Here is a 26104-nt window from a genome sequence, read left to right on the forward strand (position 1 = left end):
CAAAGAGGTGTGATCAATTCGATCCTTAGACTGCAAATAGATAAGAATAGAAAATGGTTTTTCGTGTTCTTTCATGTTTTATGTTTTTTTATGTTTTTAAGTTGTTGAAAATAAATAGGTTTTATTTTTGTTGATAATGAAATAAGTAAAGATTAGAGGTGGATCACTGTTAGCGATAAAGTTTGCACTCAGTCATATTTTTTAAACAATAAATTAAGTTCTAATTGATGTTTTGCGCTGCGAAAGTAGTCTTGTTGGTGAGGTGAATGAACGAATTCACAAACTAAAAAAATATGATTTAGCTGATTTTAGAAATTTAGCTTACATATTGGGAGAGTTACTTTGAGCCTTCGGCGGCCAACCTTTTCAGGCTCAAGTAAACAGCTAATATTTTAGGAGTTATTCCATGGGAAAATTATTCAAGCGTTCCGTTCTTGGCGTTGCCGTTGCAGCAGCAGCGTTAGTATCAACAGGCGTTCAAGCAAAACCAGCGACTGATACGGTTGATCTTTATGGTCAAATCGCAGTTTCTGTTTGGCAACTTGGTGAAGATAAAATTGGTGGCGGCGATGCGCCAATTAAAGTAGAGAATGAATCTCGCTTTGGTCTTCGTGGTTCGCACGATTTAGCTCGCGGTCCAATTCTATTCTGGCAAATGGAAGGTGGTAACGTTGCTGATGATGGTCAAGGTTCTGGCCTAGGTGTACGTGACACATTCGTTGGTTTGGATTTTGAAGATGCTGGTAAAATTCGTTTAGGTCGTATGCTTACGCCTCTTTACGAAATCATTGACTGGCCATACTCAGGTCAATCTGCAGGTAAAATCTTTGATGGCGGCGGTGATATCATTGGTGGTGCGCGTTACGACCGTCAATCAAACATGATTCGCTACGACTCAGCTAACTACAGTGGCTTCTCGTTCAATTTAGCGGCTGGTCGTGGTACTGAAAGTAACAAAGATTCTAACTTCTTTGGTATCGGTGCACACTACTCAATCGCAATGTTTACCTTCCATGCTGGTTATGAAGGCGGTCAGGATCGCAGTGTAAGCGATTTGGATTCTCTATACAGCGCATGGTTGAAGCAAGAACCAGGTGTGACTCCAACACCATCTGGCATTGAAGGTAGCACAACATCTGATACTCAAGCTTACTTGCTAGGTTTTGAAGTTAACTTAGAAGACTTTGCATTTAATGCGGCTTATAAACATGAACAAGCTGATTATGAAGATGCAGATTTTGAATATAAAGGCGTTACATACGAAGTTCGTGGCTTAGATCTTAAGCAAGGTAGTTACTCGCTAGGTGCTATCTACAACGGTGTAGAAAACTGGCAATTTAAACTTAACTACGCAGCTAACTTAGATGTGAAAGCGAGTGGTACTGAGCTAGACAATACTGCTGACTCAATTATTTCAGCACAAGCACAATACTTCTTAGATGATTCAGCTCTTACTTACTTACGTCCGTATGTAATTGAAAAAGATGGCTCAGACCGTGAATTCGGTTGGGGCGCAGGTATTGAATACTACTTCTAGACCCTATATTCAATACTACTACTGCTGAGTTCTTTAAATTTGACCGGTTGTTATCAGCCGGTCTTTTTTGTTTTAAGCGTTAAAAACTGTTGGAGGATTTTGTTTTCTTCATTGCTAAATTGGCATGATTACTTCTCTTTCTGTTTTGCTTTGTAACTATGTATCTCAGCTGTATTTAACTAGCCCACATGAAATGTAGTATTTCCTTCTATTCTTCACTACCTCCCGTTACAGCTTCGCTATTTATCTTTCTTTTCATAATAGATGCTTACCCGTGAAATCATTTGAGCCGTTATTTATCTTTATTTGTAACGGCTTGTATTGGAAGAGCTTGTTTCTACTTGTTTGGTTTTTGATGGTGAATAAAGCAAGGAACAAGGTAAGGGAAGTCTTTAATGTGTGGTGGATATAAAAAACGCCCGGAAGGGCGTTTAATTCTTAGTGACAGTAAAGAAATTTATTCGACTAATATTGATCAGTTAATATTCGTTACCGCCCAGCTTAGAAACTCTTTCTTCGTATTTTCATCGGCTTGCTCGAACCAATGACGAAGCATGATTGCCGGATCAGCATTGCTATCACTGACTGCAACTTTTTTAGTTGGTACTGTTTTTTGTACTTTTGGTTGAGCTGTTGTTTGTGCGACAGCAACAGGTGCGGCGACGTATGCAGTGGCTGCTATACCATTGGTTTTATTGTAACGCTCAACGAGTGAGACAAAATCTGGCGAAATATCTAATCCGGTATTTAAGTTGTCGTGTGCGACTTCAATGGCTTTACCATTTTTGGTGATGGTAAAAGTTGGCGCTCTATTATAATCGCGACCTTGATCTAGCGTTTCAATGTTGGGGATATCAAGCTTGAGTGTCGCGTCCATTGCATCAAAGCGAGCAACCACTGCGGTTGATTTATATTTCGTTTTTAAACTGCCTGACTCACGAACGATTTTAGCAATACGGAATGCTATCTGATTGGTACCGTCAGGTAATTGAATTTGTGGTTGGTGATCAAAGCCAAACATAGATGCGCCAGCATCTTGTTCATTAACGACTAGCAGTTGAACACCTCGTGGAATTTCGAGTGTGACTTCTGCCATAGCTGAAGGTGCAAGCGGTAATAAAAGTGCCGCAAGTGCTAACGGTTTTACCTTCATTGTGTTCTCCCTGAAAGGACTCGCGTTATGAAAAGCGGTCGTCCATGCATAGTTAATTCGTTCTACAATTTTACGTTGCTTAGCAGTGACAAAGAAGTGAATTTCATTTTCCAACCGATGAACTCAGAGCTTAGTCACACCCTGTGATATCAAGCTGATAGCTTTAGCTTCGGAGATGTTTATAGACATTGATTAGGGGATTGTCTGCCTTAAATTAAGAGCATCACTAGCCACCTTAATGAGATCCTCAAATTAAGTAAGTTCATTTTTTTCTAAACGAATTCGATATAGGTCACCTTTTTGACTCATAAAAAAACTAAACCTCTCAACGCTTTTCTCAAAACATCTAAATTTTGATCGTTTTGGTGTTTTGTTGCAGCCAAATTTGCGAGAAGGGGCACGGAAAACGTCTTCTTCTTATCTGAAGTGTAAATTAGGTTTTTAGATTAAGTGTTTGTTTTTATTTGCTTTATGTTTTTTTACTTGTTGGGGTTTTGAAGCGGTTCATGCTTTTTCTCGCTTTGTATTTGTGGCGTGAAAAAAGCGAGTAGTCTTATCCGTGTTCTCAATATGAAACATTAAATTTCATTGTGCTAACCTCCGGCGGCCAACAGAGGTAAGTGCATGAATCCAGCTAATATTTTTAGGAGCTTTCCATGAGTAATTTGTTCAAACGTACCTTACTAGGTGCTGCGATTGCATCTGCAGCAATTGCATCTGTTCCAGCGCACGCAAGTGATTCTGGCGCTAAGTATGAACACAGCATTTACGGTTTGATTGCGATGCAGGTAGCGCACCGTGATTACGATAAAGAAAAAAACAATGAAGGCGTACAGTTTAATAATGAGTCTCGCTTAGGTTGGCGTGGTACGGCTCAATTTGATCAAATGCCTAATTGGACTTTCCTATGGCAGATTGAATCTGGTTATGTCGATGAGTCTTTTGCTGGTGAAAATGGTGGTAATGGTTATTTAGGCCGTCGTGATACTTTTGTCGGCTTTGAGCATGAGAAGGCAGGTAAAATTCGTCTTGGTCGTGTATTAACGCCTATTTATGAGTTAATTGACTGGCCTGCAACTAACCCAGGTATGGGTAACGTGTGGGACTGGGGTGGCAATATTGGCGGTAACAACTTTAACGATCGTCAATCAGATACCATTCGCTGGGATACAAACGAGCTATGGTCTGGTTTTACGATGGATATCGCAGCTGGTGCCGGTGAAGACCGTGCAGGGGCAACTGACAGCGAGCGAGCATCGAAAAACTACTGGCACGGTATGGCTGCCCACCAAAACTTTAAAGGTGATTGGGGTTGGGCACAGTTAGATCTTGCTTACGAGATGAACTACGACACCTTAGACAAAACTAAAGGTAAGTTCAAAGATACATTCTGGGATAACCAAACTTACCTTGCTGGTATTCAAGGGGGCTTCTCAAATGGGTTGAGCTACTTTGGTTACTACCGTATTGCGAAAGCAGATAATAGCAAGTTTAACCAAGATGAGCGTGAGGATTCATTCTCTGTAGGTTTAATGTATAACTTTGATAAGTGGCAAGCGAAGATCGCCCATGCTTCAAACTTAGGTTTAGAAGTGAATGGTAACGAGATTAAGAATACCAAAGATCAAGTTACGTCAATGCAGTTAATGTACTTTGTTGATACGAATGCAGTGCTTTATGCACGTTATGCGATGAATGACTTAGATCGTATTGATGCTGACAACAAAGGTTACCAAGACCGTGGTAAATCAGATAGCTTTAACGAAGCATCAATCGGTGTGGAATACTGGTTCTAAGATGAGCCGTCGTAGCTAATAGTGCAAATAATCAGGGCGAGGAATTCTCGCCCTTTGCCGTGGAGGTATTATGAAAAAATGGATGACACTTTTTACACTGATCTTAGGGGGTATATCGTTGCAGTTGAATGCGGCAACGTTAACTTTTAATAAAGAAGTTGGCCCTTTGGTACTGAATGGGGAAGAAGTGGCCACCGACATTTTTTCTTCACCTGATAAACTCACGCTGAGATCGGGACAGAACCAAGTACTTTTTGCCTTGGGACAAGTGGTGGTTGAAGATGGACGTCGCACTAAGTTTAATTCGGTACCGTTTATTATTCGCTTTGAGGCATCTCGTGATGATCTGATGCTGACTTATCAGCCTTTCCGTACTATGGATGAGGCGAGAAAATTTGAAAAAGACCCTCGTTTTAACTTAGTTACAGCATCTGGTCATGCGATTCCGTATCAATTGGAACCTTTGCATGTTAACGGTATGCAAGGCATGCAAAATTTTGAAAAAGCAGTACGTAAATATAACCAGCAAGGCGCTGGCGTTGCTGTGATTGCGGTAAATAGTGAAAATACTTCTGTGTCTCATGTTGCACCAACGACAACACAAATTAAATCAACAAAAACAACATCGAGTAAGCGTGCGATTCTTGAAGCCGGCTTTAACGAGATGACAGCCGATGAGCAGCAAGCATTCATGATGTGGGCGATGAAGAACTTAAAGAACCCGTCTTAATCTTGAAGAGCACTGTCTTTCGGTAATATTCAACGTGTCGGTCTATTGGCACTGGCATTAACACTGTGTTGAGGTGCCATTGTGAGTGAAAGCTTACTCTTGGCGCCGCTTAACTGCTATTTGCACCGGGAGAGTGATTGTAGAATTGAGCGACAGTGTTAAAATAACGCCCAATTATGGGCTTATAGTACAAGTGCTGTAAGCCTATCCAGTCACTTTAAGGTAAATCAAATGACGGTTAAAACTCGTTTTGCGCCAAGCCCAACAGGCTTTTTGCACGTTGGTGGTGCGCGTACTGCATTGTACTCATGGCTATTTGCGAAGAACCAAGGTGGTGAATTTGTTCTTCGTATCGAAGATACCGATCTAGAGCGTTCAACTCAGGAAGCAATCGATGCGATCATTGAGGGTATGGAATGGATTGGTCTGAACTGGGATGAAGGTCCGTACTACCAAACAAAACGTTTTGATCGTTACAACCAACTGATTGATGAGCTACTAGCTGAAGACAAAGCATACAAGTGTTACTGTCCAAAAGAGCTACTAGACGAGATCCGTGAAGAGCAAATGGCAGCGGGTGTAAAACCTCGCTACGATGCTAATCACCCTAAAATTGTTGCCGCTAACGCAGCCGCGACAGCAGAATCTCCATTTGTAATTCGCTTCCGCAACCCGAAAGAAGGTACGGTAGTGTTTGACGATCACGTTCGTGGTCGCATTGAAATTGCAAACAGCGAGCTTGATGATCTGATCATTCGTCGTACCGACGGTAGCCCAACATACAACTTCTGTGTAGTGGTTGATGACTGGGATATGGGTATCACTCAAGTTGTTCGTGGTGAAGACCACATCAACAATACCCCTCGTCAAATTAACATCTACGAAGCACTAGGTGCACCAGTACCTGAGTTCGCACACTGTGCAATGATCCTAGGTGATGACGGTGCTAAGCTGTCTAAACGTCACGGTGCAGTAAGTGTTATGCAGTACCGCGATGACGGTTACCTACCGCAAGCACTACTTAACTACCTTGTGCGTCTTGGCTGGTCTCACGGTGACCAAGAAATCTTCTCGCTAGAAGAGATGATCAACCTATTTAGCCTAGATTCTATCAGTAAGTCAGCTTCTGCTTTCAACACTGACAAACTACTATGGTTGAACAACCACTACATCAAAACTGCTGAGCCAGAGTACGTTGCTAAATACCTACAATGGCACCTAGATCAGAAAGAAATCGATGTAATTAATGGCCCTGCAATCACTGAAGTGATCAAGCTAGTGGGTGAGCGTTGTAATACGCTAATCGAACTTGCAGAGCAGTCGCGTTACTTCTACCAAGATTTCAGTGAATTCGAAGCGGGTGCAGCGAAGAAACACCTTCGTCCTGTAGCGAAAGAAGCGCTTGAGCTAGCAATGGCAAAAGTAGAAGCACTTGCTGCGGATGAGTGGACAACTGAAAATCTACACAACGTGATTAAAACTACGTGTGAAGAGCTAGAACTTGGCATGGGTAAAGTGGGTATGCCACTACGTGTTGCAGTAACGGGTCAAGGTCAATCACCTTCAGTTGACGCAGTAATGCAGCTTGTTGGTCAAGCGCGTGTTGTTGAGCGTATCAAGATGGCACTAGCCTTCATCGCTGAGCGTGAAGCAAACGCATAATTATTGCTGAATTTTGAATTGAAAACGGGCGCAAGTATCTTGCGCCCGTTTTTTATGTTTGGGATATAAGCCCTAAAGGTTATTACGTTGTTTATAGTTATCAACGCACACCCAAAAGTTTTTTGAAGTTGCACAGTACTTCATCGCACCTTCAGGTATCACTTCAGGCGTGCCTGAAAGCGTAAACGCAGAAGAGGCAAAACTTGCTGAAAGTAGTAGGGCCGCGCAAGCCATAGCAATCTTTTTCATATCATATCTCCCTTGGATTTATCCAATTGCTTATTTATTCGCATATAGCATGAATGATCTACTGCCATTCATTACCACTTCTAAAGCGTAGGCGAAGATCATATTTTGCAAATCTTAATAACCTACTTGGGTATTACGTAAAAAAAGAAAGGCTTTATAAAAAAACATTTCAACAAAATTTTATGTTTGATGTAATTAACATATTTGTAAGTTGAATAAAATTGTGAGCAATCATTTATTGACATGTATTTACTAAGTTTTTACTATCGCGCACTGTTTTACATGCATGGCTAATAAAACAACGTTTTTGTTATTTATGCATGGATGTGTTCGTCTCGTTCCCGCCAAATGTAAGACAAATTATTTTTTATTTTTCTCACTTTTGAGAGCCCAACAGAGGGTACTTTGCCGCATGGCAAGGTTGAGTTGTAGCTAAAAGGTAAAGCATGAAAATGAAGTCAGGGGTTGTTGCTTTAGTTTTAGCAGCGACGACGTGTTCTGCGTCTGCACATAATAAGAACTTAGAAAAATACGGTGATATTGCTCAGATTGGTATTCCACTCACTGCGGGTGCAATCTCACTATACAAAGGTGATACAGAAGGTTTATTTCAGTTGGCTGAAGGTGCGCTATACACTGCTGTAGCTACTCACGCTTTGAAATTCTCAATCAATGCTGAACGTCCTAATGGTGGTGATCACTCATTCCCATCAGGCCACACTTCAGCGGCTACACAGGGTGCTGCATACCTACAGTTCCGCTACGGTTGGGAGTACGGTGTACCAGCGTACGCTGCTGCAGCTTTAGTAGGTTATTCTCGTGTAGACAGTAATCACCACTACTGGCGCGATGTTGTTGCTGGTGCAGCACTTGCTACAGGTATCCAATACGTAGTGACAGAAATGGGTTACTCAATGAGTAACTATGTTATTGCTCCTTACGTCAATGGTGATGAAGTTGGCTTAACTGCAAGCATCAACTTTTAATAATTAAAAGAACCATTACGTAAACAAAAAAAGAAGCTAAGGCTTCTTTTTTTTATACCTGTTATTTGGCTTTATTATTCATGACTCTTAACTAGAATTCCTTTTTTGCGCCGCTTAGTTTGTTTAAACCCTTCCTGACAATGTTCAGCTTTTTGTAATTAGCACTGCGGCTTAGCGTTAAACTTATCTCGTTTTTGCGAGCTATTGGATTGGATGAGCTGAATATTTTCTTATTTAATATTCAGAGTGCGATAAGGTAAGAATAGAAACTAGATAGGGTAAATGAAAAAGGACAGTCGCGGTAAACCGTGACTGCCCTTTAAATATGGCGCTCCCTGCAGGAGTCGAACCTGCGGCCTTCCCCTTAGGAGGGGGACGCTCTATCCAGCTGAGCTAAGGGAGCATGGCCACCATTATACGCATTTCTCGCACAATATTAAGTCATTTGTATCAACGAGTTATCTGTTTGGTGAGCAAATCACCAGGTTGAATGCTGCTGGCAAGGTCTGCGCGGTTTACCGATAGCTCTGAAGACTTGTCGTATACTCTTTCCACGGTGAGCGTGATGTCTGTCTGCACCATGCGATTACGGCTAATGCCTTGTTGATCGATGAAAGCGGCGTTGTGCCACAAACGGAGTTGATCGCCTTGTTTTACCCCATGAATACGACCTACGTTGGTTTGGATCGTATTCTGGTAAACGTTAATGACTTCCGGCAAGCTAGAGCGGCAGGCAAGTGCCGTTTCTAGATCTAACATCATATTACGGCTGGTGCGCTGTACTGCTTGGCCGTATCCCGATTGCCAGAAACGTGCACTTTTGGTGTCTACTTGGCTAGTACGGCTGAAAGACCAGTGTGCCACTTCGCGATAATTCTTTTGTAGGATCAGCTCGCCAGTTTTGCCATTGATCACTTCAAAAGTGGCAGCAAATTGACGGTTGTACTGATCATCAGACAAAAACTTTGTATCGAGCGTCGAAGTTAAGTCAGTAATAGCCCCTGTTACTAAATATTGCGCATCGTGATCTTCTGCCAACATGGTGAGGGTGTTGGGTTGATCGATACGAAATGGCACGCGGGTGATCCCTGAGACCACAAAGCTCTGCGATTTACGCTCGATCTGGCGTTGTAGCATGACACTGAAATCATCACCGATTTGGTAGATGCCGCCTAACGCCGCATGTTGAGGTGCTGTTAGCGTAAAGCCACTGATTAAAATTGCCTTTTTGTATTGGGTCTTGTGGCAAGTCTTTGCCGATGGGTAAATATCAATCCGTGCCGTGACATAATATTTGCCGCCTGACTTTTTGGCTTTCACAATTTGTACATGGCGAACTTCATTGCCACTAAATTGATAATCACTACGCTCTTGGTTGAGGTAGGGGCGCAAGTGAGAAAAGGAGCTGGCATCTGCACCGGAATATAAGATCGCCTGGTAGACAGCATCTTCTAATGCATTGTTGCGTGCGGCTTTATCACTTTCCAATACTTGTGCTTGCCCTGTGACTTCAAACCATGCAGCAAGCGTTTGAAATGGCATCATTAACAAGATGAGTAGATAAAACGATAGAATATTTTTCATTCTTTTCTCAACTTAGGTACAAAAATTGCTTAATATTTGGCAACGACTATGGCGTAACAAGCGGAATCATCACTTAAGAGTTTGAATCTGGCTGTGTTATCGCAAGGGGATATGCAAAGACTATTCCCAATTATTACTCGTTAAAGTTTTATGAGATCTGAACGATAACAGGCTAAGCGTCTTTTTGCATCCGGAGCGGGATAGAATGAAAAAATGGATAGTCATGTTGCTGTCGCTGATGTCGGCTTCATGCGCATACTCGCCAATTTACAATGGTAAAGAACCCTACACGGGTAACGAGTTCCTACTAAAACAAACGCCGCGTCATACGATTGATTATTTCATTGAAGGTTTGACCATGCAGTTGGTTGAGTCGAACCAGTATTTAACAGCAAAGACGCCACTTGCGGTTACTTCGTTCGTCGATCTACAGCAAATGAATGAAACTAATTGGTTGGGTAACACCGTCACTGAAGGCTTCATGTACCAGATGCAGCAGCGCGGTTTCACGGTTGTAGACTACAAAGCAACAGGCGCAATTAAAGTTACACCGGATGGTGATTTTACGATCAGCCGTAATTGGCGCGAATTGGCCTCAGAGCAACCTGTTGATTACGTTCTAACGGGGACTATGCTTCGTCAAGGTGGTGGGGTCTTGGTAAATGCGCGTATTATCGGTATGCGCTCTCGAGTGGTGATTGCCTCGGCACAAGGTTTCCTTCCTGCTGATCGTTTAGGCCGTGATCTCGATACTCTTAATAAGATGCGCATGCGAAATGGTGTTATTATTCGCTCGGAAGTAAATGACTTTGATCGCAGTAATGTGGTGCTTAAGCCCTAGGAGAGATTATGCGTATTTGGATGGCAGCTATGCTGCTTCTATTGGTAGGTTGCCAGCCTCTGGTTGAAATCCGCGATGACAATGTGATCACTGCTGTGGGTTACGCCTCTATCAGTGAGCAGCGCGGGCGCACCATCGAAGAGAAACAAGTACGCGCAATGCGAGCCTCTAAAATCGATGCGTACCGTGAATTAACCGAACAAGTTTATGGTATGCGGATCAGTGCTCGAGCTGGGATGGAAGATCAGCAGCTCGGAGTTGAAAATACTGACGGTGCCGTTGACGGTATTATTCGTGGTGCTCGCGTGATCCGCAGTTACCCTGTGGGTGATAGCTATGTCACCGAAATGGAACTTAACCTTAAAACCATGGATCAAATGAAGAAACATGGCGAAGTGTTCCATGTGCCTTCGAATCAAGAGACGATGTTCTAACCGCACGGTCACTTTACTGTTTAGCACGGTTCAGAATAAAGAAAAGCGATGGTCATGCCATCGCTTTTTTTGTACCTACGTTCTTATTATGACAATTGTAATGATAGCGCCTAGTGAGATGCTTCTTTCGGTCTCAGCGCTAGCACATGCAATAACCGCTCTGGTGCTTGTGGCCAAACTAAGGGGCTAGCGACAGGGTTATGCTCGTTAAACCAACCAGTAAAACGTTGGGTGTTGTACTGGTAAAACTGGACCGTATTAAAGAGCGGCACAGTAATTTGCTGGCTTGCCACACGCTGGTTGAGTTGAGTGATGATTTTTTGCCGCTCACTCACGGTTGAAGCGGTAGGGAAGGCTGCCAACAACTTATCTATCTCATTGTCTTGGAAATAGTGTTTCGCATACCTTGGATATTGCGGTGCTTGGTAGGCACTGTTAAAGCCAGAATTAAAATATTTATAAGGGGTGAGCCCTTGTGGGTAATTGGTTAATGCTGCGACGTAATCCCCGTATGATAAGCGTTCGGCAAACTCCTCAAAGCCAGTTTGAATATGACGGGTGCGGATCCCGGCATCTTCCAACATTTCAGCTAATAACAGGGCGGTGGTGTTGAAATCTGTCCAGCCTGAAGGCGTTAGAATTGAGAGGGTTAATGGTTTGCCGGAGGGTAAATCGCGCCAGCCATCGTTGTTTTTATCGGTTAGATCTAAGTAATCTAGCCAATCGGCAGCCAGTTGCGGATTGAATGTCATATAAGGGCGGTATTTTTCCGTGATTTCTGGATCGGCCCACATGGTAAAACGTTGGCTCATTCCCGAGGCGTACAAAGACGGTACTCCTTGTCCAAACGCAGCAATATCAATCAGTAATTGGCGCTGGACTAACATCGAGATAGCGCGGCGAAACTCGACCTTTTCAATGGTGTGTCTTAATTCACTATCAGCTAGCTTAAAGTTGAACATTAAGCTGATGGTGCTCGCGGGTGGCAACCAGTAATGAAAGTCTTCCGAATAAGAGGCGTAATGGCGTTCAATATCGGGAATAAATGAACCGGTCCAATCAAACTCCCCAGTCACGATCCGCGCGATAAAATCATCGTTATTTTTTACTAATGGGTAGCGTAGGCAGTCTATTTTTAATTTGTCGGCTTGCCAGTAATGAGGGTTGCGGCACTGCTGGTAGTGTTTGGCGTCCATTGCGGTAATGCGAGTGAAAGGGCCTGTGCCGATCGGAGTGGGGTTAGTAAAGCTGACCGGATCTTTGATTTTCTCCCATTGATGCTTAGGTACGATAGGTTGTAACACCAACTGGTGCGCTGCTAGTGCATTGGGTTGTTTGAGCTCTATTTCAATTTCGTATTGATTAATCTTGCGAACTTTTTTCAGCTGGGTCCGAATGGCGTTGGTATCCAGTTCAGGGTGTTTTTCTAACAAATTGTACGAGTAAAGCACATCGTTCGCAGTGAATGGTTTTCCATCAGACCACAGTATGTCTCGACGCAGAGTGAACTGTAAACGGCGGAGATCGCGGCTAAGACGATAACTGGTTGCAAGACGGTATTCTGGTTTATTGTTCTGTAGCGAGTTAAAGATGATAAGTGGCTCAAATATAAATTCATGCGTGGTTGGCATGCTGAGCAGAGTGAAGGGGTTAAAGTTACGTGTGATCCTATCACGATACTCGGGAACGACGGTCAAAATACTGCTGTCTTTTGAAGGTGTTGCAGCTAGAGAAAACGGTGATAAAACCGTTAGAAAAACAGCAGCATAAAACACGTGCCACAAAAGAGAAAACTGACGCTGAATCATACTTTTATCCGGAACAAGATGATGTTGAAAGCTAAACAACGAATAACTCAGTCATTGAGGATTAATTCGCAGGGGTAAGCTACCGTAAGATTGAATGATTGGCAAATAGTTGCATTTGCATCGCTGTGATTTTTTACTCGCTATTAATGAGTGTTTATTCGAAATATTCCGCGTTAACAAAATGTTGCCAATTATGCTGCTTGGTGATACCGTCGTTAAAGCTTTAAACAATATAGCGCGATATTTTGCCAGTTATAGCAGGATATTTTTCCTTTTGATGGAAGTTAAAGGAGTAAGAGCGCATGACGGATGCTGTAGCGCTTGAGGTCAAAGATCTCCACAAATCGTTTGGTCAGAATGAAGTATTAAAAGGCATATCATTAACGGCGCATCGTGGTGATGTGGTTTCAATTATTGGCTCTTCCGGTTCAGGTAAGAGTACGTTTCTTCGCTGCATCAACTTGCTAGAAACCCCAACCCAAGGCGGGATTTGGGTGAATGGCGAACAAATTCAAATGGCCACCAATCGTCGTGGCGAATACCTTCCTACTGATGAAAAGCAAGTACAGCGGATCCGCTCGCGTCTCGCGATGGTTTTTCAGGGCTTTAATCTGTGGTCACACATGACAGTGTTGGGCAATGTGATTGAAGCGCCAGTACATGTCTTGGGCGTGCCCAAAGCTGAAGCGATTGAAAAAGCCGAAGCTTTATTACAGAAAGTGGGGCTGTATGAACGCCGTCATTATTACCCAGGTCATTTATCGGGTGGGCAACAACAACGTGCGGCGATTGCCCGTGCTTTGGCGGTAGACCCCGAAGTTATGCTGTTTGATGAACCAACCTCGGCGCTAGACCCTGAGCTGGTGGGGGAAGTACTTGGTGTTATGCAAGAGTTAGCGCAAGAGGGGCGAACTATGCTGGTGGTAACCCACGAAATGGCGTTCGCCCGTGATGTATCGAATCAAGTGATGTTCTTGCACCAAGGATTAGTGGAAGAGCAAGGGCACCCTGACAAACTCTTTACCAATCCGGAATCAGAGCGACTTCAGCAGTTCATCTCATCGATTTACTAGCTATAAATGATAGAGGCTATTTGGGGATAGCGACTATCAACAAACACAACAGGAGACAGGCAATGAAAAAATGGATTTTAGCGGCAGCCGTCGTGTCTGCATTAGGTGCAACTTCAGTACAAGCAAAAGAGTGGAAACAAATTCGTTTTGGTATTGAGGGCGCATACCCTCCATTTAGCTGGACTGAGCCAAATGGCGAGCTGAAAGGGTTTGATGTTGATATGGCGAATGCGCTGTGTAAAGAGCTCAAAGCTAAATGTAAGATCGTTGCTCAAGATTGGGATGGCATTATTCCATCGCTGTTAGCACGTAAATACGATGCCATTATTGCAGCTATGTCGATCACTGAAGAACGTAAGAAGAAAGTCGACTTCACGGGTAAATATGCACTTATCCCAAACAAATTTGTGGCTAAAAAAGGCACGCAAATTGACTTCACAGAGGCAGGACTTGATGGCGTGAAGATTGGTGTTCAGCGTGCGACTACTCACGATAAGTACCTCACAGATAACTTTAAGTCGGTTGAAATTGTTCGCTATGGTTCGTTCGATGACGCTTACCTTGATCTAAAAGCGGGTCGTATCGCATCTGTCTTGGGTGATGCATCGGCACTTGAAGAAGGCCTATTGAACAAAACAGGCGGTGATGGCTACGAGTTTATTGGTCCATCGCTAACGGATCCGAAATGGTTTGGTGATGGCTTTGGTATTGCGGTACGCAAGCAAGACAAAGATCTGACCAAAAAGCTTGATGAGGCAATTTTGTCGCTGCGTGAAAAAGGGATTTACCAAGAAATTGCCGCTAAATACTTCGCTTACGATGTGTACGGTAAGTAAAACCTTTGCGAATCAGTTGTTTGGGTTCGCTGAAAAATAAACGCTAATCGCTCAGTGTTGAGGGTGGATAGGTTGTGAAGTCCACACGTTAATTTCAGCTCTCGCACTGAGTCACTCATCTTTGAGCTGTGCTTTTGGCTGTATAAAGTAGCTGTGTGGCAAGCTTGTCGCTATCTTAAACAGCGGATACCCCATTTAAATACCAACGCTAAACTGTATGGGATTGGGCTATCTATCGCTATTGGTATAAAGGAGTAGCCAATTGTTAGATTTAAAAGGCTATGAGTGGTCGCTGGTGGAAGGCGCGTGGGTAACATTGCAAGTTGCGCTACTTTCGCTGGTGTTGGCCGCGGCATTAGGGATGTTAGGTGCGCTCGCAAAGCTATCTCCCTATCGGTGGGCTAGAGCGATCGCGACTTTGTATACCACGGTGATCCGTGGGATCCCCGATCTTGTGTTGATGATGTTGATCTTTTTTGGCGGTCAAATGCTGTTGAACGATAGCTTGTATCGCGTCAACGAGTGGTTGAACGACTACTTTTTATCGTCCGACCCTAACCATGAATGGACTTCCTACCTACCAGACTATATTGAAATTAGCCCATTTGTGGCTGGCATTATCACTATTGGTTTTATCTTTGGTGCTTACATGGCAGAAACCTTCCGTGGGGCAATCATGGCGGTTGATAAAGGTGAGCTCGAAGCGGCTAAAGCCTATGGGATGAGTGGGGCATTGGCGTTTCGAAGGGTGTTATTACCGCAAATGATCCGTCATGCCTTACCTGGTTTTGGTAACAACTGGTTGGTATTGCTAAAAACCACCGCATTAGTCTCCATTATTGGTTTGGATGACATGGTACGAAAAGGTGCCTTGGCGGCAGGGACAACGCAAATGCCATTTACCTTCTACATGACAGTCGCCGTGATCTTCTTGTTATTTACCACATTATCGACATCAGCTTTGAAGTGGGCAGAGCGTCGATTCAGCATACATACGAGGTAAGTGATGGACTTTAGTATTCTTACCGAAAGTTGGCCGATTTACTTAGAAGGCTTTTACACAACCTTATGGATGGTGGCTGTTGCACTGGTGATTGGGTTAGTTGCTGCGATCCCAGTGGCAGTGGCACGTAATAGTCAGCATTACTGGTTATCGCTTCCTGCATGGGCTTACATTTATTTCTTTCGTGGAACGCCACTGCTGATCCAACTGTATTTGATTTATTACGGATTGAGCCAGTGGATGGAAGTGCAGGGCACCTTGTGGCAAGAAGCGTGGTTTTGTGCGCTGGTGGCTTTTGTGCTCAATACTGCTGCTTATACTGCTGAAATTGTCCGTGGAGCAATTAACGGGATCCCGCAAGGCGAGGTTGAGGCAGCGAAAGCGTATGGAATGAGTAAGTTTCAAGCGTTTAGCCGGGTGATTTTACCGAGTGCTTTACGCCGTGCATTACCTGCTTACAGTAACGAAGTGATCTTTATGCTTCATGGCTCAGCGGTGGCAGGTATCGTGACCATTGTTGATTTAACAGGGGCAGCACGGATTGTGAATTCCCGTTATTACGCGCCATTTGAGTCTTTCTTATTTGCTGGGCTTTGTTATATGGCGCTGACGTTTATTATTTTATGGGGCTTTAGAAAATTAGAAACACGTTGGTTACGCCACTTGCGACCATTAAGTTAACTTATACAAAGTAGGGAAAAATAAGTTAAAGTCCAATAAAACAAAGCGCCACATGATGTGGCGCTTTGTTTTTGTTTGATTGTTTTTATCTAACTGCTTATGACTAGACAGCGGTGTGATCGTACAAACCAATACCCGTCAAGGCTGCGACTTCGTCAATGTATTTACGAACATGACTTGGAAACTCGACCCCTTTAATCACCGTAAGGTTACGCAAGAACGGGAATAAGTTGATGTCATCGCACGCTAATTCGTTATTACGCTCAGACGGTAAGCGTAGCCAGTTTAGGTGCTCAGCCAATGCTTGGTTCAAACCATCGAGGTATTCTTCACTGCGCGCGAAAGCATCATCGAAGTCTTGCTCGATCATCTTGGTTTTTTTGTCGCGGAACCAATCTTTGGCTTCTTGGCATTGGAACTCTGGCAAATCGATCATTAACCAACGCGGGTATAGCAAACGGGAGCTAAATGGGCTCGCGGCTTCTTGATAGCGTGCGATATCTTCTTGGTGCTTGTTTGCCATTAGCAAAGGTTTGTTATCTAGCGCATCAAGGTAAATCACAATATCTAAGCTTTCTGCCATGTAACTGCCGTCTGGCTTTTGCAAAATCGGCACCATGTTAGCGCCGACTTTCTCAATGCGGGCGTCCACATCGTGGTTTTGCAAGTAGACGATATCGAGATCGATTTTTTTCAGTCCTGCGACCATCATCGCTTTCACACAGAAGGGACAATGATCAAAAACGAACAGTTTCATAACGTTTCCTTTTAAATCTTTGCCACTATAAGTGAACGCTTACTTGTGCATTCACTCACGGTGGCGTGTTATACCCAGCAAAATAAAGCATCTTGCTCAGTATAAAAAGTTAGCTTAGTGAGTTGCCACTTACCTTAATGACTGATGCCATTTGCAGTCGCAATTATTTAAAAACAGACCAAATCGGTGCGTGGTCTGATGGTTTTTCAATACCACGTAGCTCGTAATCGATATCCGCTTCAACACAGCGTGCCGCTAGCGATGGTGTTGCTAGGATCACATCAATGCGAAGACCACGGTTATCAACAAAGCCTTTTGAGCGGTAGTCAAACCACGAGAACTTGTCGTCAGCTTCTGGATGCAATTGACGGAAAGTATCAACAAAACCCCAGTTCATTAGGGTTTGTAACCATTCACGTTCAATCGGTTGGAATGAACACTTACCGGTTTTTAGCCAACGCTTAGCATTTGCCGGACCGATACCGATATCAGCATCAATTGGGCTAATGTTAATGTCACCCATCACAATAACTTCTTGTTCATTGTTGTGGTGGTCATTTAGGTAAGTCATCAGATCGGCATAGAATTTTTCTTTAGCCGGGAATTTGGTTTCATGGCTGATATTTTCACCTTGTGGGAAGTAGCCATTTAATACCGTTACTTGCTTACCGTCTTCTTGCTCAAAGGTCGCCATGATCATGCGACGTTGCGCATCTTCATCATCGGTCGGGAAGCCTTTTTGTACTGAGATAGGCTCTTGCTTACACAGCATTGCCACACCGTAGTGCGCTTTCTGACCGTGGTGGTAAACCTTGTAGCCCATCGCTTCAACGTCTGCTAATGGGAATGCTTCATCGTGTACTTTGATTTCTTGCAGACCAATCACATCTGGCTGGTGTTTTTCGATCAGTGCTTGTAGTTGGTGAAGTCGAGCACGTAAGCCATTAATGTTGAATGAAATAACTTTCATCTTTTTTCCTATTCAGCTGAACCTGTCCGCAGTAAAACGTCAGGGAATTGTGCCTGATGTTATCAAACCCATTTGGATTTTCCACAGCCAGAAAGTAGGGATATTCAAAAAATGGCTCGAGTGTCACTATGAGTGGTGGCATAAGCAGCATGACTTTCATCGAAAAATTTGATGATCATGGTTGATACCTTGCTGCCGACTCTTAGCCATCGGCTACCTATACTGGTTTTAGCACACCAAAGACATATGTCAGATAAGATTCAGGGGGAAGGTGGTATGGGTAAGTTAGTGAATGGGGTATGGCACGATATTTGGTATGACACCAAAGAGAGCAATGGCCGTTTTGTGCGTGAAGATGCGGGTTTTCGGCACTGGGTAACACGCGATGGCGAAAGTGAAACCAATAAGCCCTCTGGCTTTAAAGCAGAATCTGGGCGTTACCATTTGTATGTTTCTTTGGCTTGCCCTTGGGCACACCGCACCTTGATTTTCCGCCAGCTGAAACAGTTAGAGCCTCACATTGGTGTGACTGTGGTGAGCCCTGATATGCTCACCAATGGTTGGGAGTTTGATGAACCCGAACCTAACTACGGTCTTAAATACCTTCATCAGCTCTATAGCAAAGCCAAGCCTGATTATACTGGGCGAGTGACAGTGCCAGTGTTATGGGATAAGCAAACCCAAACTATCGTCAGTAATGAATCTGCCGAGATCATTCGGATGATGAACTCTGCCTTTAACCATTTAACGGGTAACCACGACGACTACTATCCCATTGCACTCCAAGAGGAGATTGAGCGCTGGAATGCGTTGATTTATCCCGCGATTAATAACGGCGTTTATCGTTGTGGGTTTGCCACCACTCAAAGCGCATATGAAGATGCTTACCTGAGTCTGTTTGTTGCCTTAGATAAGGTCGATGCGCATCTTGCCAGCCACCGATATTTAGCGGGGGAGCAATTGACCGAGGCCGACTGGCGTTTGTTCACTACTTTGATCCGTTTTGACGCTGTGTATGTGGGGCACTTTAAATGTAACCGTCAGCGCATTGCTGATTATCGCCATTTATCAGGTTATTTACGCGAGCTGTACCAGTATCAGCATATTGCTGAAACCGTCGATTTTTATCACATCAAACGTCACTACTATGCCAGTCACGCCACTATAAACCCGACTCGTATTGTACCGCTTGGGCCTGAATTGGATCTCTTTGCTGCTCATGGGCGTGATGATCTTGGTGGTGCTAAAGAAGAGTGACAGAGGAATAGAACAGGCATAAATAATAGATAAATTTATTACTTGCTTCGCATTAATTTCGCATGAAATATTTATAATGATGCCACGGTTTATGCGAAGCAATAATAATGAAAAAGATCGACGATATAGATATTCGCCTCTTACAGTTATTTTTAATTATTGTTGAAAGTGACGGTTTTTCTGCTGCGCAATATCAATTAAATATGCACCAATCCAGTATCAGTAAAAAAATGAATGATCTGGAAACCCGTTTAGGAATGACACTTTGCCACCGTGGGCGAAGTGGCTTTAAACTGACGCCAGATGGCTTAAAAGTGTATGAAATGAGTCGGCAGCTTTTCGGCCATATTGATGTGTTCCAAAAGCAGATTGATAATATACGCAGTATTGCTTGTGGCAATATTCAACTCGGTATGGTGGATAACTTAGTGACCAATCCTGCCTGTCAGATCGCTACTGCCATCGCCATGTTTGTGAAAAAGCATCCTCAGGTGCGGATTGACAATTCGGTGTCTGATTCTTATCAAATCGAGAAAAGTCTGTTAGATGGCAAGCTTGATATTGGTATCACCTCCTCCGAAGTGAAAAAGAGCGGTCTGCACTATCACTACCTGTTCGATGAACACCAGAGCCTTTACTGTGTTCCTCATCATAAGATATTAGAAATCAATAGATTGGCGAAATTGTCCGACTTGCGTGAAAATGCGCTGGTGGAACGTGGCTTAGCACATCCAATCACGCCAGTGAGTGAGGTTATGGCATCACAGTGCACCGCGTATGCACCCAATATGGAAGCGACTGCGCATCTGATATTGTCGGGACACTTTATTGGTTATTTGCCCGATCATTACGCCGAGCATTGGGTGCAGCAGGGGATGATGATAAAAGTACCAGTCGAGCCTAATTTGGTGTACTCAACCCAGTTCTTCTTAACTACCAATGAGCAACTGGAGTTATCACTCGCCACCCAAGCTCTAGTGGATGATTTAAAGCAAGCTCACAGTTTTTGTGATGCGAAAAAGATCATAGCGAAAACGCATGCTTATAAAGTAGAAAACGAAAAGTTATTAGAGTAATAATCGAAGCGTCCTTTATATCTTGGCACTGATATAATTATTGGTGAAAGTTTAGTTAAGCCAGTTGAAAGTTATTTCGGCTGGCTTATTTGTTTTTAGCGGTTGTGAGCGTTACTTTTATAAAACTTTATTATCTCGCCAAGTAAACATGCTGAATTAACTATTTTATCGTTGGCTGGTTTTTCAGTTAATAGCTACAGGAGTTGTGATATTAACAGGACGAATTATGCCGTACCCAACGCTTTCTATCGATCTGGATGTAATCGAATCCAATACCCGCAATATGGTTGCTGCTTGTCAGGCTCATGGTGTTAAGCCTGTCGGTGTCACTAAATTATTACTTGGCTCGCCAGAAGTGGCTCAAGCCATGATTGACGGTGGTATCGAGATCCTTGGCGATGCGCGTTTAATGAATTTAGCGCGTTACCAAGACTTGGCGGCAGAAAAAATGCTGATCCGTTTACCGTCATTTTCTGAAGTCGACAAAGTGATTGCTTTGACCGATATATCACTAAATTCAGAATCAAGCGTGTTATGTGCGCTTTCAGAAGCTGCTGTTAAAGCAAATAAAATCCATCGCGTTGTGCTAATGCACGATTTAGGGGATTTGCGAGAAGGTTGTTTTGATGAAAGCGAAACCCTATGGCTAGCAGAGCTGGTGCAGTCGTTACCGAACCTCGAGTTGATTGGTGTGGGCAGTAATTTAGCGTGTTACGGTGGGGTGGCACCGAGCGCTGAAAATCAAAATCAACTGGTGGCAATAGCAGAAAAAATCGAATCGAAATTTGGCCTTAAGCTTTCTGTTATTTCGGGCGCCAGCTCTGCTGGACTAGATTTGATGCTGGCGGGGGAAATGCCTTCGCAAGTCAACCAATTACGCCTCGGTGCTTCTCTTATTATGGGGATAGGTTTAAACGATGAACCCGTGCCTACCACGCAACAAAATGCCATTCATCTTGAAGCTGAACTTATTGAAATCAAACAAAAACCGTCAGTGCCGGTGAACTCTACCGCACTGGATGCGTTTGGTAATACCCCTGAATTTATCGATAAAGGTATCCGCTGCCGTGGTTTGTGCGCCATCGGTCGCCAAGATGTTGAATTAGAACAACTAATTCCGACTGATAGTCACATCTCTGTGGTCGGCGGCAGTAGCGATCACCTGATCGTAGATCTGACCGATTGCAGCCACGAATATCATGTAGGCGATCGCCTGACATTCGACTTGGGTTACGGCGGGGTATTGCAGTGTGCGACCTCTGAGTTTGTTCACAAAGCTTATGTTCGCGCCAAAGCGTAACGTCAGTATCAAACACAATCTCGTTGTCTTGTTCGGCGTGCTTGGGTTATCGCCAGCATAAGTAGTACAGAAGCCTTTGGACACTGAGCAAGGCAACACACTCACACAACTATGGATAGAAATACTAATAACAATATCGCGAGGGTTTCATGTTTAAGATTAAAAAGTTTCCAAACGCGTTCACTATTTTGTTCGCGCTTATCGCTCTGTTTGCCTTACTCACCCATGTGTTACCGGCAGGACAATATGAACGTTTATTTAATGAGGCGCTAGGGCGTGATGTACCTGTTCCGGGTTCTTATCACACCATAGATGCTTCACCGCAAGGGCTATTTGAAACCTTGATGGCACCGATCTCAGGCTTTTATGATCCTGCCACCAATATTATTGGGGCAATGGATGTTAGCTTGTTCGTGCTTATGGTCGGTGGTTTCCTTGGCATTATTACCAAAACAGGGGCGATTGATGCGGGGATCACTCGGATCATGATGCGACTTAAAGGGCGTGAGATCTTGATGATCCCGATCTTAATGACCTTGTTTGCCCTTGGTGGTACCAGCTACGGGATGGCAGAAGAGACCTTGGCGTTCTACGGTCTGTTGATCCCAATCTTCATTGCTGCTGGCTTTGATGCTCTAGTCGCGGTGGCGGTCATTTTTGTAGGCTCAGGCATTGGTACACTTGGCTCAACCATTAACCCGTTTGGTAACGTGATTGCCTCTAATGCTGGTGGGGTCGATTTCCTTGATGGTTTCGGTATTCGTTTGGGGATCTTAGTCATTGCCTTGATTGTTGGCTGCTTGTACGTGATCCGTTATGCCAAGATGGTACAAAAAGATCCGAGCCGCTCTTTGATTGCCAGTGTTAACAAGGAAAATGCCGCTCACTTCCTGTCGCAGCGCGATGACAGTAACCTTGATGTCGCTTTGACTCTGCAACAAAAAGTGGTGTTGGCGCTGTTTGCAATGACGTTTGTGGTGATGATTTACGGTGTATCGACCCTTGGCTGGTGGATGGCTGAAATGAGTACCTTGTTTGTGTTCATGGGCATTATCTGCGGCATCATCGGTCGTTTGAGTGAAGAAGATCTGATCAACTCGTTTGTTGCTGGTGCGGCCGATCTGATTGGTGTAGCTCTGATTGTTGGTGTTGCTCGCGGTATCGTGGTGGTGATGGAAGCGGGTAATATTACCGATACCATCTTGTACTACGCAGAAGGTCTTGTAGCGGATAAAAGCTCTATCTTGTTTATCAATGCCGTGTACTGGATTGAGATGCTACTAGCGTTTGTGGTGTCTTCAACATCGGGCTTAGCGGTAATGAGTATGCCAATTTTGGCGCCACTCGCTGACTTTGCAAATACAGGGCGTGAGTTGGTTGTGACAGCCTTCATGTGTGGTATCGGTACCGTATTGTTCGTAACCCCTACGTACGGTGTTCTGATGGGCGGTTTGGCAATTGGACGTGTATCTTACCTTGCGTGGCTGAAGTTCATTGGTCCACTGGTTGGTTTCTTTATTTTGCTTAATACCATCATGTTATCGCTAGGCGCTGGTGTCTTGGGATAAGAGTGAATTCTCAGTGAGTTAACCAATTGAAAATTGGACTTCTATAAAGAAAACGCCTTTCGTGAATGCGAAAGGCGTTTTTTGTTAACTCATGCCTAGCCCTCTTGGAGTGGAGGAGCGAGTTCAATGATATCGGCAGTAGGATCAACGTTAGTAACGAGCGAACCGAGGTTTAACAGCGGAACTGCCGTCTTAGGTGGCTCAGTAAAGTCAGGAGCGTGGAGATCAAGTTGCAATAGCACCTGATTACGCCACAGGGCAAGATCTGCAGGCAGTGGCATTGCACTGATGGCAAGGCGACGCAAGCGAGTATAAGTTTTGCTCTCAGTTGGTAGTCGACTAAGCGCATCGAGATAGCCAAGGTTGGCCTCAGAACTGTAAGGGTAACGAACCAAAATGGCGTCATACAATGATACAGCATGTTGCGGGGCAACGCTGATATAACTCTTGGCTTCTGCGAGTTGCTTTGCCAAGGTTTGAATAGCCTTGATCGCGACTGTGTTGGTACTAAGCAGCGCCATACGCTGTTGGCTATGGCCATCAAAGCGATCACGAATGCTTAAGGTGTGGTGAACCTCGGCAATCAATTGCAATTCACCAAGCTGGATCAGTATTGGCAGTAACTCGACTAACAAGACTGAAGGCAGTTTAGCGATTTTCTCAAAGTAATGACTAATACCGATCAGAGCGCGACGTTTGGCTTTAAAAGGTTTATCTTCCGCCAAATAAATACGGGCTCGCACGATGTGGCCATATGCGGTCAAGAATGGCTGTTGGGCTGGCAATAAACGACTAAAGGCGCGATGTTGGATGCCTTTTAGCTGTTGCAACATTTCGCGGCGGGCTTGCCTGTTGTGTTGGCTAAAATACAGTTGCTCAAAAATGGCGTTGAACTCAGCAAAACGAATGATCCAGTTAACATCAATGATCGGTAGGTGAGTTGCCAGCGTGCGCCCTGCATTGAGTAGTTCTTCACTATTGCCGAGATCGGCAGCTAATTGCGCCACGGTTAATGCCCGATGGCTAGCACCAGGAGTAAGCATAAATGCGCGTTTGGCTGTAGTGAGAGCATCGAACATCTGGTGGTTTAATTGCTGATAGTGAGTCAATAAGTCAAACCCTTCTAAGCACAGTGGAGAGCGTTCTACTAAGCCTTCAACTAATTGAATTGCTTGGCTAAGCTGCCCTTGGTGCGCCAGGTGTTTTGCTTCTACTATGGTCACTTTATGGCTGGGGTGTTTGGCTTTTAAGAATTTAAGAATAGGGGCCAGTTGTTGCCATGCTTGCTGTTCGACGAGGAGGTCGAGCAGCAGATCAGACAGTTTTTGACTATGACCATACTCAGTCAATTGCTGTTTACACAGCGCGAGGGCTCGCTCGGGTTTGTTAACTTCTAGTGCTTGATAAACTGGCTGACGAATAGCACAGTGCGTTAGAGTTTGGGTGATTTTTTGAGTCAGCGCAGCATTGGTTATGGGTTTGGTAAGAAAGCAATCAGGCTCTATGGAGAGGGTTGCCAGAATCACTTCTGCTGAATGATCGCCTGAAATCATCATAATGCCGCATTCAGAGGAAATTAGCTTTTTACTGCGTAGCAAACAGATCAGCTCGCAGCCATTGAGCACATGATTGAGGTGAAAATCAGCCATGATCACGTTGTAATGGGTTTTGTGGCAAGCACGGACGGCTTCGTCGTAAGTATCTGCAATATCAATGTGTTTGATACCCATCTGGGTTAACAAACTTTTTAAAAGTACCGAAGCGGAGCGCTGATCATCCACAATCAGAATTTTGATTTTATCCCAATGAATTTTTGGGGGCGGTTTTTGCCCAGACTTTGTCATCCTTGATCCTCTAGCCACCGCGCTCTATCCGTAATTATAGTGACACCAATCTCATTGCAATTTCTTATCTAATACTGATTAGAGTAAGTCTCTGATCACTCGTCCTATTTTTGGTTATTTTCTGACGTTTAATCGGAACAATTACTTATCTCTGTTGCATCAATGAAATAGGTGCGAGGTATATACCATGTTTTAAAATGGTATTACTTAATGTGAGCGCTTGTAATGAGTATATGCAATAAGTTGAATTTTGCGTAAATCAAAGCTACCAAGTAAATAAGAAGAGAAGTCTAAAAAGACTCTCTAGCGGTAGAAATTCTGTGTACGTTTTGATCCAAAGAAGTGATGAAGGGTAGGTGGTGAACGAGATATAAGAGAGAAGTGGAAGAGAAGAAAATAAAGGCATGAAAAAAGCCAGCTGCTTGCGCAACTGGCTTGAATGATGGTGGAGGGAGATGGATTCGAACCATCGAAGGCAGAGCCGGCAGATTTACAATCTGCTCCCTTTGGCCACTCGGGAACCCCTCCACAGGGTATTGCTAATTTGTGTTGGCGTTTAAGCCGAGAAACCCGCAAAAGCGTATTTCTTAAATAATGGTGGAGGGAGATGGATTCGAACCATCGAAGGCAGAGCCGGCAGATTTACAATCTGCTCCCTTTGGCCACTCGGGAACCCCTCCACAGGGTATTGCTAAATTGTGTTGGCGATTAAGCCAAGAAACCCGCTAACAGCGTATTTCTAAATGATGGTGGAGGGAGATGGATTCGAACCATCGAAGGCAGAGCCGGCAGATTTACAATCTGCTCCCTTTGGCCACTCGGGAACCCCTCCACAGGGTGTTGCTAAATTGTGTGGCGATTAAGCCAAGAAATCAGCAAAAAGCGTATTTCTTAAATAATGGTGGAGGGAGATGGATTCGAACCATCGAAGGCAGAGCCGGCAGATTTACAATCTGCTC

The 26104-nt window shown here is 44.1% G+C and carries 22 protein-coding genes and 4 tRNA genes; 15 read left to right on the top strand and 11 right to left on the bottom strand.

The features are described 5' to 3' along the window. Positions 1-406 precede the first annotated feature (406 nt). The gene (locus A3K86_RS12945) at positions 407-1537 is read left to right on the top strand and encodes a porin (protein WP_068331584.1); all 1131 of its coding nucleotides are present in this window, start codon (positions 407-409) and stop codon (positions 1535-1537) included. A 475-nt stretch (positions 1538-2012) separates the two neighbouring features. Here the strand turns inward: A3K86_RS12945 and A3K86_RS12950 are convergent, their stop codons facing one another. Then, positions 2013-2690 (bottom strand): YccT family protein, encoded by a 678-nt coding sequence (locus A3K86_RS12950; RefSeq protein ID WP_068331585.1) that lies wholly within the window; start codon positions 2688-2690, stop codon positions 2013-2015. A 656-nt stretch (positions 2691-3346) separates the two neighbouring features. On the opposite strand from A3K86_RS12950, the gene A3K86_RS12955 reads away from it, so the two are divergent. From A3K86_RS12955 to gltX, 3 genes are all read left to right on the top strand, one after another. Next, entirely contained in the window at positions 3347-4486 is a 1140-nt protein-coding gene (locus tag A3K86_RS12955) for a porin (RefSeq protein ID WP_068331586.1), read from the top strand. A 70-nt stretch (positions 4487-4556) separates the two neighbouring features. Beyond that, positions 4557-5216: a YccT family protein gene (locus tag A3K86_RS12960; protein ID WP_068331587.1), complete on the top strand. Its 660-nt coding sequence runs from the start codon at positions 4557-4559 to the stop codon at positions 5214-5216. 231 nt (positions 5217-5447) lie between these two features. After that, positions 5448-6878, top strand: coding sequence for a glutamate--tRNA ligase (gene gltX, locus A3K86_RS12965; protein WP_068331588.1), 1431 nt, complete (start codon positions 5448-5450; stop codon positions 6876-6878). 72 nt (positions 6879-6950) lie between these two features. On the opposite strand, the gene A3K86_RS22835 is transcribed toward gltX, so the two are convergent. Beyond that, positions 6951-7127, bottom strand: a complete 177-nt coding sequence (locus tag A3K86_RS22835; RefSeq protein ID WP_162844315.1) for a hypothetical protein — start codon at positions 7125-7127, stop codon at positions 6951-6953. Positions 7128-7573: 446 nt separating this feature from the next. Here A3K86_RS22835 and A3K86_RS12970 point away from each other — a divergent pair, with 446 nt between their 5' ends. Next, positions 7574-8113: a phosphatase PAP2 family protein gene (locus tag A3K86_RS12970; protein WP_107270334.1), complete on the top strand. Its 540-nt coding sequence runs from the start codon at positions 7574-7576 to the stop codon at positions 8111-8113. A gap of 326 nt (positions 8114-8439) precedes the next feature. Here A3K86_RS12970 and A3K86_RS12975 read toward each other — a convergent pair. Together A3K86_RS12975 and A3K86_RS12980 are read right to left on the bottom strand one after the other, a co-directional pair. Beyond that, a tRNA-Arg gene (locus A3K86_RS12975) sits at positions 8440-8516 on the bottom strand. Positions 8517-8563: 47 nt separating this feature from the next. Continuing rightward, positions 8564-9697, bottom strand: a complete 1134-nt coding sequence (locus tag A3K86_RS12980) for a flagella assembly protein FlgT (RefSeq protein WP_068331593.1) — start codon at positions 9695-9697, stop codon at positions 8564-8566. Between the two features lie 205 nt (positions 9698-9902). Between A3K86_RS12980 and A3K86_RS12985 the strand changes: the two genes are divergently transcribed. After that, positions 9903-10538: a FlgO family outer membrane protein gene (locus A3K86_RS12985; protein WP_068331595.1), complete on the top strand. Its 636-nt coding sequence runs from the start codon at positions 9903-9905 to the stop codon at positions 10536-10538. 5 nt (positions 10539-10543) lie between these two features. Next, on the top strand, positions 10544-10972 hold the full coding sequence (locus A3K86_RS12990) for an LPP20 family lipoprotein (protein ID WP_415860037.1): 429 nt from the start codon (positions 10544-10546) through the stop codon (positions 10970-10972). Positions 10973-11082: 110 nt separating this feature from the next. Here the strand turns inward: A3K86_RS12990 and A3K86_RS12995 are convergent, their stop codons facing one another. Then, positions 11083-12780 carry an ABC transporter substrate-binding protein gene (locus A3K86_RS12995; RefSeq protein WP_068331599.1) on the bottom strand — a complete coding sequence of 566 codons (1698 nt, stop codon included), beginning with the start codon at positions 12778-12780 and terminating at the stop codon, positions 11083-11085. Positions 12781-13082: 302 nt separating this feature from the next. Between A3K86_RS12995 and A3K86_RS13000 the strand changes: the two genes are divergently transcribed. From A3K86_RS13000 to A3K86_RS13015, 4 genes are all read left to right on the top strand, one after another. After that, on the top strand, positions 13083-13853 hold the full coding sequence (locus A3K86_RS13000; RefSeq protein WP_068331601.1) for an ABC transporter ATP-binding protein: 771 nt from the start codon (positions 13083-13085) through the stop codon (positions 13851-13853). A 62-nt stretch (positions 13854-13915) separates the two neighbouring features. Then, positions 13916-14689 carry an ABC transporter substrate-binding protein gene (locus A3K86_RS13005; RefSeq protein ID WP_068331602.1) on the top strand — a complete coding sequence of 258 codons (774 nt, stop codon included), beginning with the start codon at positions 13916-13918 and terminating at the stop codon, positions 14687-14689. Between the two features lie 262 nt (positions 14690-14951). After that, positions 14952-15692 (top strand): ABC transporter permease, encoded by a 741-nt coding sequence (locus A3K86_RS13010; RefSeq protein WP_068331604.1) that lies wholly within the window; start codon positions 14952-14954, stop codon positions 15690-15692. Between the two features lie 3 nt (positions 15693-15695). Next, a complete protein-coding gene (locus tag A3K86_RS13015; RefSeq protein ID WP_068331606.1) occupies positions 15696-16373 on the top strand; it encodes an ABC transporter permease in 678 nt (225 codons plus the stop codon). Positions 16374-16476: 103 nt separating this feature from the next. Here the strand turns inward: A3K86_RS13015 and grxB are convergent, their stop codons facing one another. Further along, entirely contained in the window at positions 16477-17130 is a 654-nt protein-coding gene (gene grxB / locus A3K86_RS13020) for a glutaredoxin 2 (RefSeq protein ID WP_068331607.1), read from the bottom strand. Positions 17131-17293: 163 nt separating this feature from the next. Then, entirely contained in the window at positions 17294-18100 is an 807-nt protein-coding gene (gene xthA, locus A3K86_RS13025) for an exodeoxyribonuclease III (protein ID WP_068331610.1), read from the bottom strand. Between the two features lie 276 nt (positions 18101-18376). On the opposite strand from xthA, the gene A3K86_RS13035 reads away from it, so the two are divergent. From A3K86_RS13035 to A3K86_RS13050, 4 genes are all read left to right on the top strand, one after another. Continuing rightward, entirely contained in the window at positions 18377-19357 is a 981-nt protein-coding gene (locus A3K86_RS13035; protein WP_068331650.1) for a glutathione S-transferase family protein, read from the top strand. A gap of 107 nt (positions 19358-19464) precedes the next feature. Further along, on the top strand, positions 19465-20433 hold the full coding sequence (locus A3K86_RS13040) for a LysR family transcriptional regulator (protein ID WP_068331612.1): 969 nt from the start codon (positions 19465-19467) through the stop codon (positions 20431-20433). 226 nt (positions 20434-20659) lie between these two features. Then, a complete protein-coding gene (locus A3K86_RS13045) occupies positions 20660-21733 on the top strand; it encodes an alanine/ornithine racemase family PLP-dependent enzyme (RefSeq protein WP_068331613.1) in 1074 nt (357 codons plus the stop codon). A 149-nt stretch (positions 21734-21882) separates the two neighbouring features. Further along, entirely contained in the window at positions 21883-23301 is a 1419-nt protein-coding gene (locus A3K86_RS13050) for a YfcC family protein (protein ID WP_068331615.1), read from the top strand. A gap of 95 nt (positions 23302-23396) precedes the next feature. Here the strand turns inward: A3K86_RS13050 and A3K86_RS13055 are convergent, their stop codons facing one another. From A3K86_RS13055 to A3K86_RS13070, 4 genes are all read right to left on the bottom strand, one after another. Next, positions 23397-25145, bottom strand: a complete 1749-nt coding sequence (locus tag A3K86_RS13055; protein ID WP_068331619.1) for a response regulator — start codon at positions 25143-25145, stop codon at positions 23397-23399. 443 nt (positions 25146-25588) lie between these two features. Next, positions 25589-25673: transfer RNA gene (locus A3K86_RS13060), tRNA-Tyr, on the bottom strand. Positions 25674-25740: 67 nt separating this feature from the next. After that, positions 25741-25825, bottom strand: a tRNA-Tyr gene (locus A3K86_RS13065). Between the two features lie 67 nt (positions 25826-25892). Next, positions 25893-25977 (bottom strand) — tRNA-Tyr (locus tag A3K86_RS13070). Between the last annotated feature and the right edge of the window lie 127 nt (positions 25978-26104).

Origin of the sequence: Photobacterium jeanii, assembly GCF_001650345.1 — a bacterium.
Classification (GTDB): Bacteria; Pseudomonadota; Gammaproteobacteria; order Enterobacterales; family Vibrionaceae; genus Photobacterium; species Photobacterium jeanii.

Coding starts and splice junctions, on each gene's coding strand:
- A3K86_RS12945 (WP_068331584.1), top strand. CDS start 407: ATGGGAAAATTATTCAAGCGTTCCGTTCTTGGCGTTGCCGTTGCAGCA.
- A3K86_RS12950 (WP_068331585.1), bottom strand. CDS start 2,690: ATGAAGGTAAAACCGTTAGCACTTGCGGCACTTTTATTACCGCTTGCA.
- A3K86_RS12955 (WP_068331586.1), top strand. CDS start 3,347: ATGAGTAATTTGTTCAAACGTACCTTACTAGGTGCTGCGATTGCATCT.
- A3K86_RS12960 (WP_068331587.1), top strand. CDS start 4,557: ATGAAAAAATGGATGACACTTTTTACACTGATCTTAGGGGGTATATCG.
- gltX (WP_068331588.1), top strand. CDS start 5,448: ATGACGGTTAAAACTCGTTTTGCGCCAAGCCCAACAGGCTTTTTGCAC.
- A3K86_RS22835 (WP_162844315.1), bottom strand. CDS start 7,127: ATGAAAAAGATTGCTATGGCTTGCGCGGCCCTACTACTTTCAGCAAGT.
- A3K86_RS12970 (WP_107270334.1), top strand. CDS start 7,574: ATGAAAATGAAGTCAGGGGTTGTTGCTTTAGTTTTAGCAGCGACGACG.
- A3K86_RS12980 (WP_068331593.1), bottom strand. CDS start 9,697: ATGAAAAATATTCTATCGTTTTATCTACTCATCTTGTTAATGATGCCA.
- A3K86_RS12985 (WP_068331595.1), top strand. CDS start 9,903: ATGAAAAAATGGATAGTCATGTTGCTGTCGCTGATGTCGGCTTCATGC.
- A3K86_RS12995 (WP_068331599.1), bottom strand. CDS start 12,780: ATGATTCAGCGTCAGTTTTCTCTTTTGTGGCACGTGTTTTATGCTGCT.
- A3K86_RS13000 (WP_068331601.1), top strand. CDS start 13,083: ATGACGGATGCTGTAGCGCTTGAGGTCAAAGATCTCCACAAATCGTTT.
- A3K86_RS13005 (WP_068331602.1), top strand. CDS start 13,916: ATGAAAAAATGGATTTTAGCGGCAGCCGTCGTGTCTGCATTAGGTGCA.
- A3K86_RS13015 (WP_068331606.1), top strand. CDS start 15,696: ATGGACTTTAGTATTCTTACCGAAAGTTGGCCGATTTACTTAGAAGGC.
- grxB (WP_068331607.1), bottom strand. CDS start 17,130: ATGAAACTGTTCGTTTTTGATCATTGTCCCTTCTGTGTGAAAGCGATG.
- xthA (WP_068331610.1), bottom strand. CDS start 18,100: ATGAAAGTTATTTCATTCAACATTAATGGCTTACGTGCTCGACTTCAC.
- A3K86_RS13035 (WP_068331650.1), top strand. CDS start 18,377: ATGGGTAAGTTAGTGAATGGGGTATGGCACGATATTTGGTATGACACC.
- A3K86_RS13040 (WP_068331612.1), top strand. CDS start 19,465: ATGAAAAAGATCGACGATATAGATATTCGCCTCTTACAGTTATTTTTA.
- A3K86_RS13045 (WP_068331613.1), top strand. CDS start 20,660: ATGCCGTACCCAACGCTTTCTATCGATCTGGATGTAATCGAATCCAAT.
- A3K86_RS13050 (WP_068331615.1), top strand. CDS start 21,883: ATGTTTAAGATTAAAAAGTTTCCAAACGCGTTCACTATTTTGTTCGCG.
- A3K86_RS13055 (WP_068331619.1), bottom strand. CDS start 25,145: ATGACAAAGTCTGGGCAAAAACCGCCCCCAAAAATTCATTGGGATAAA.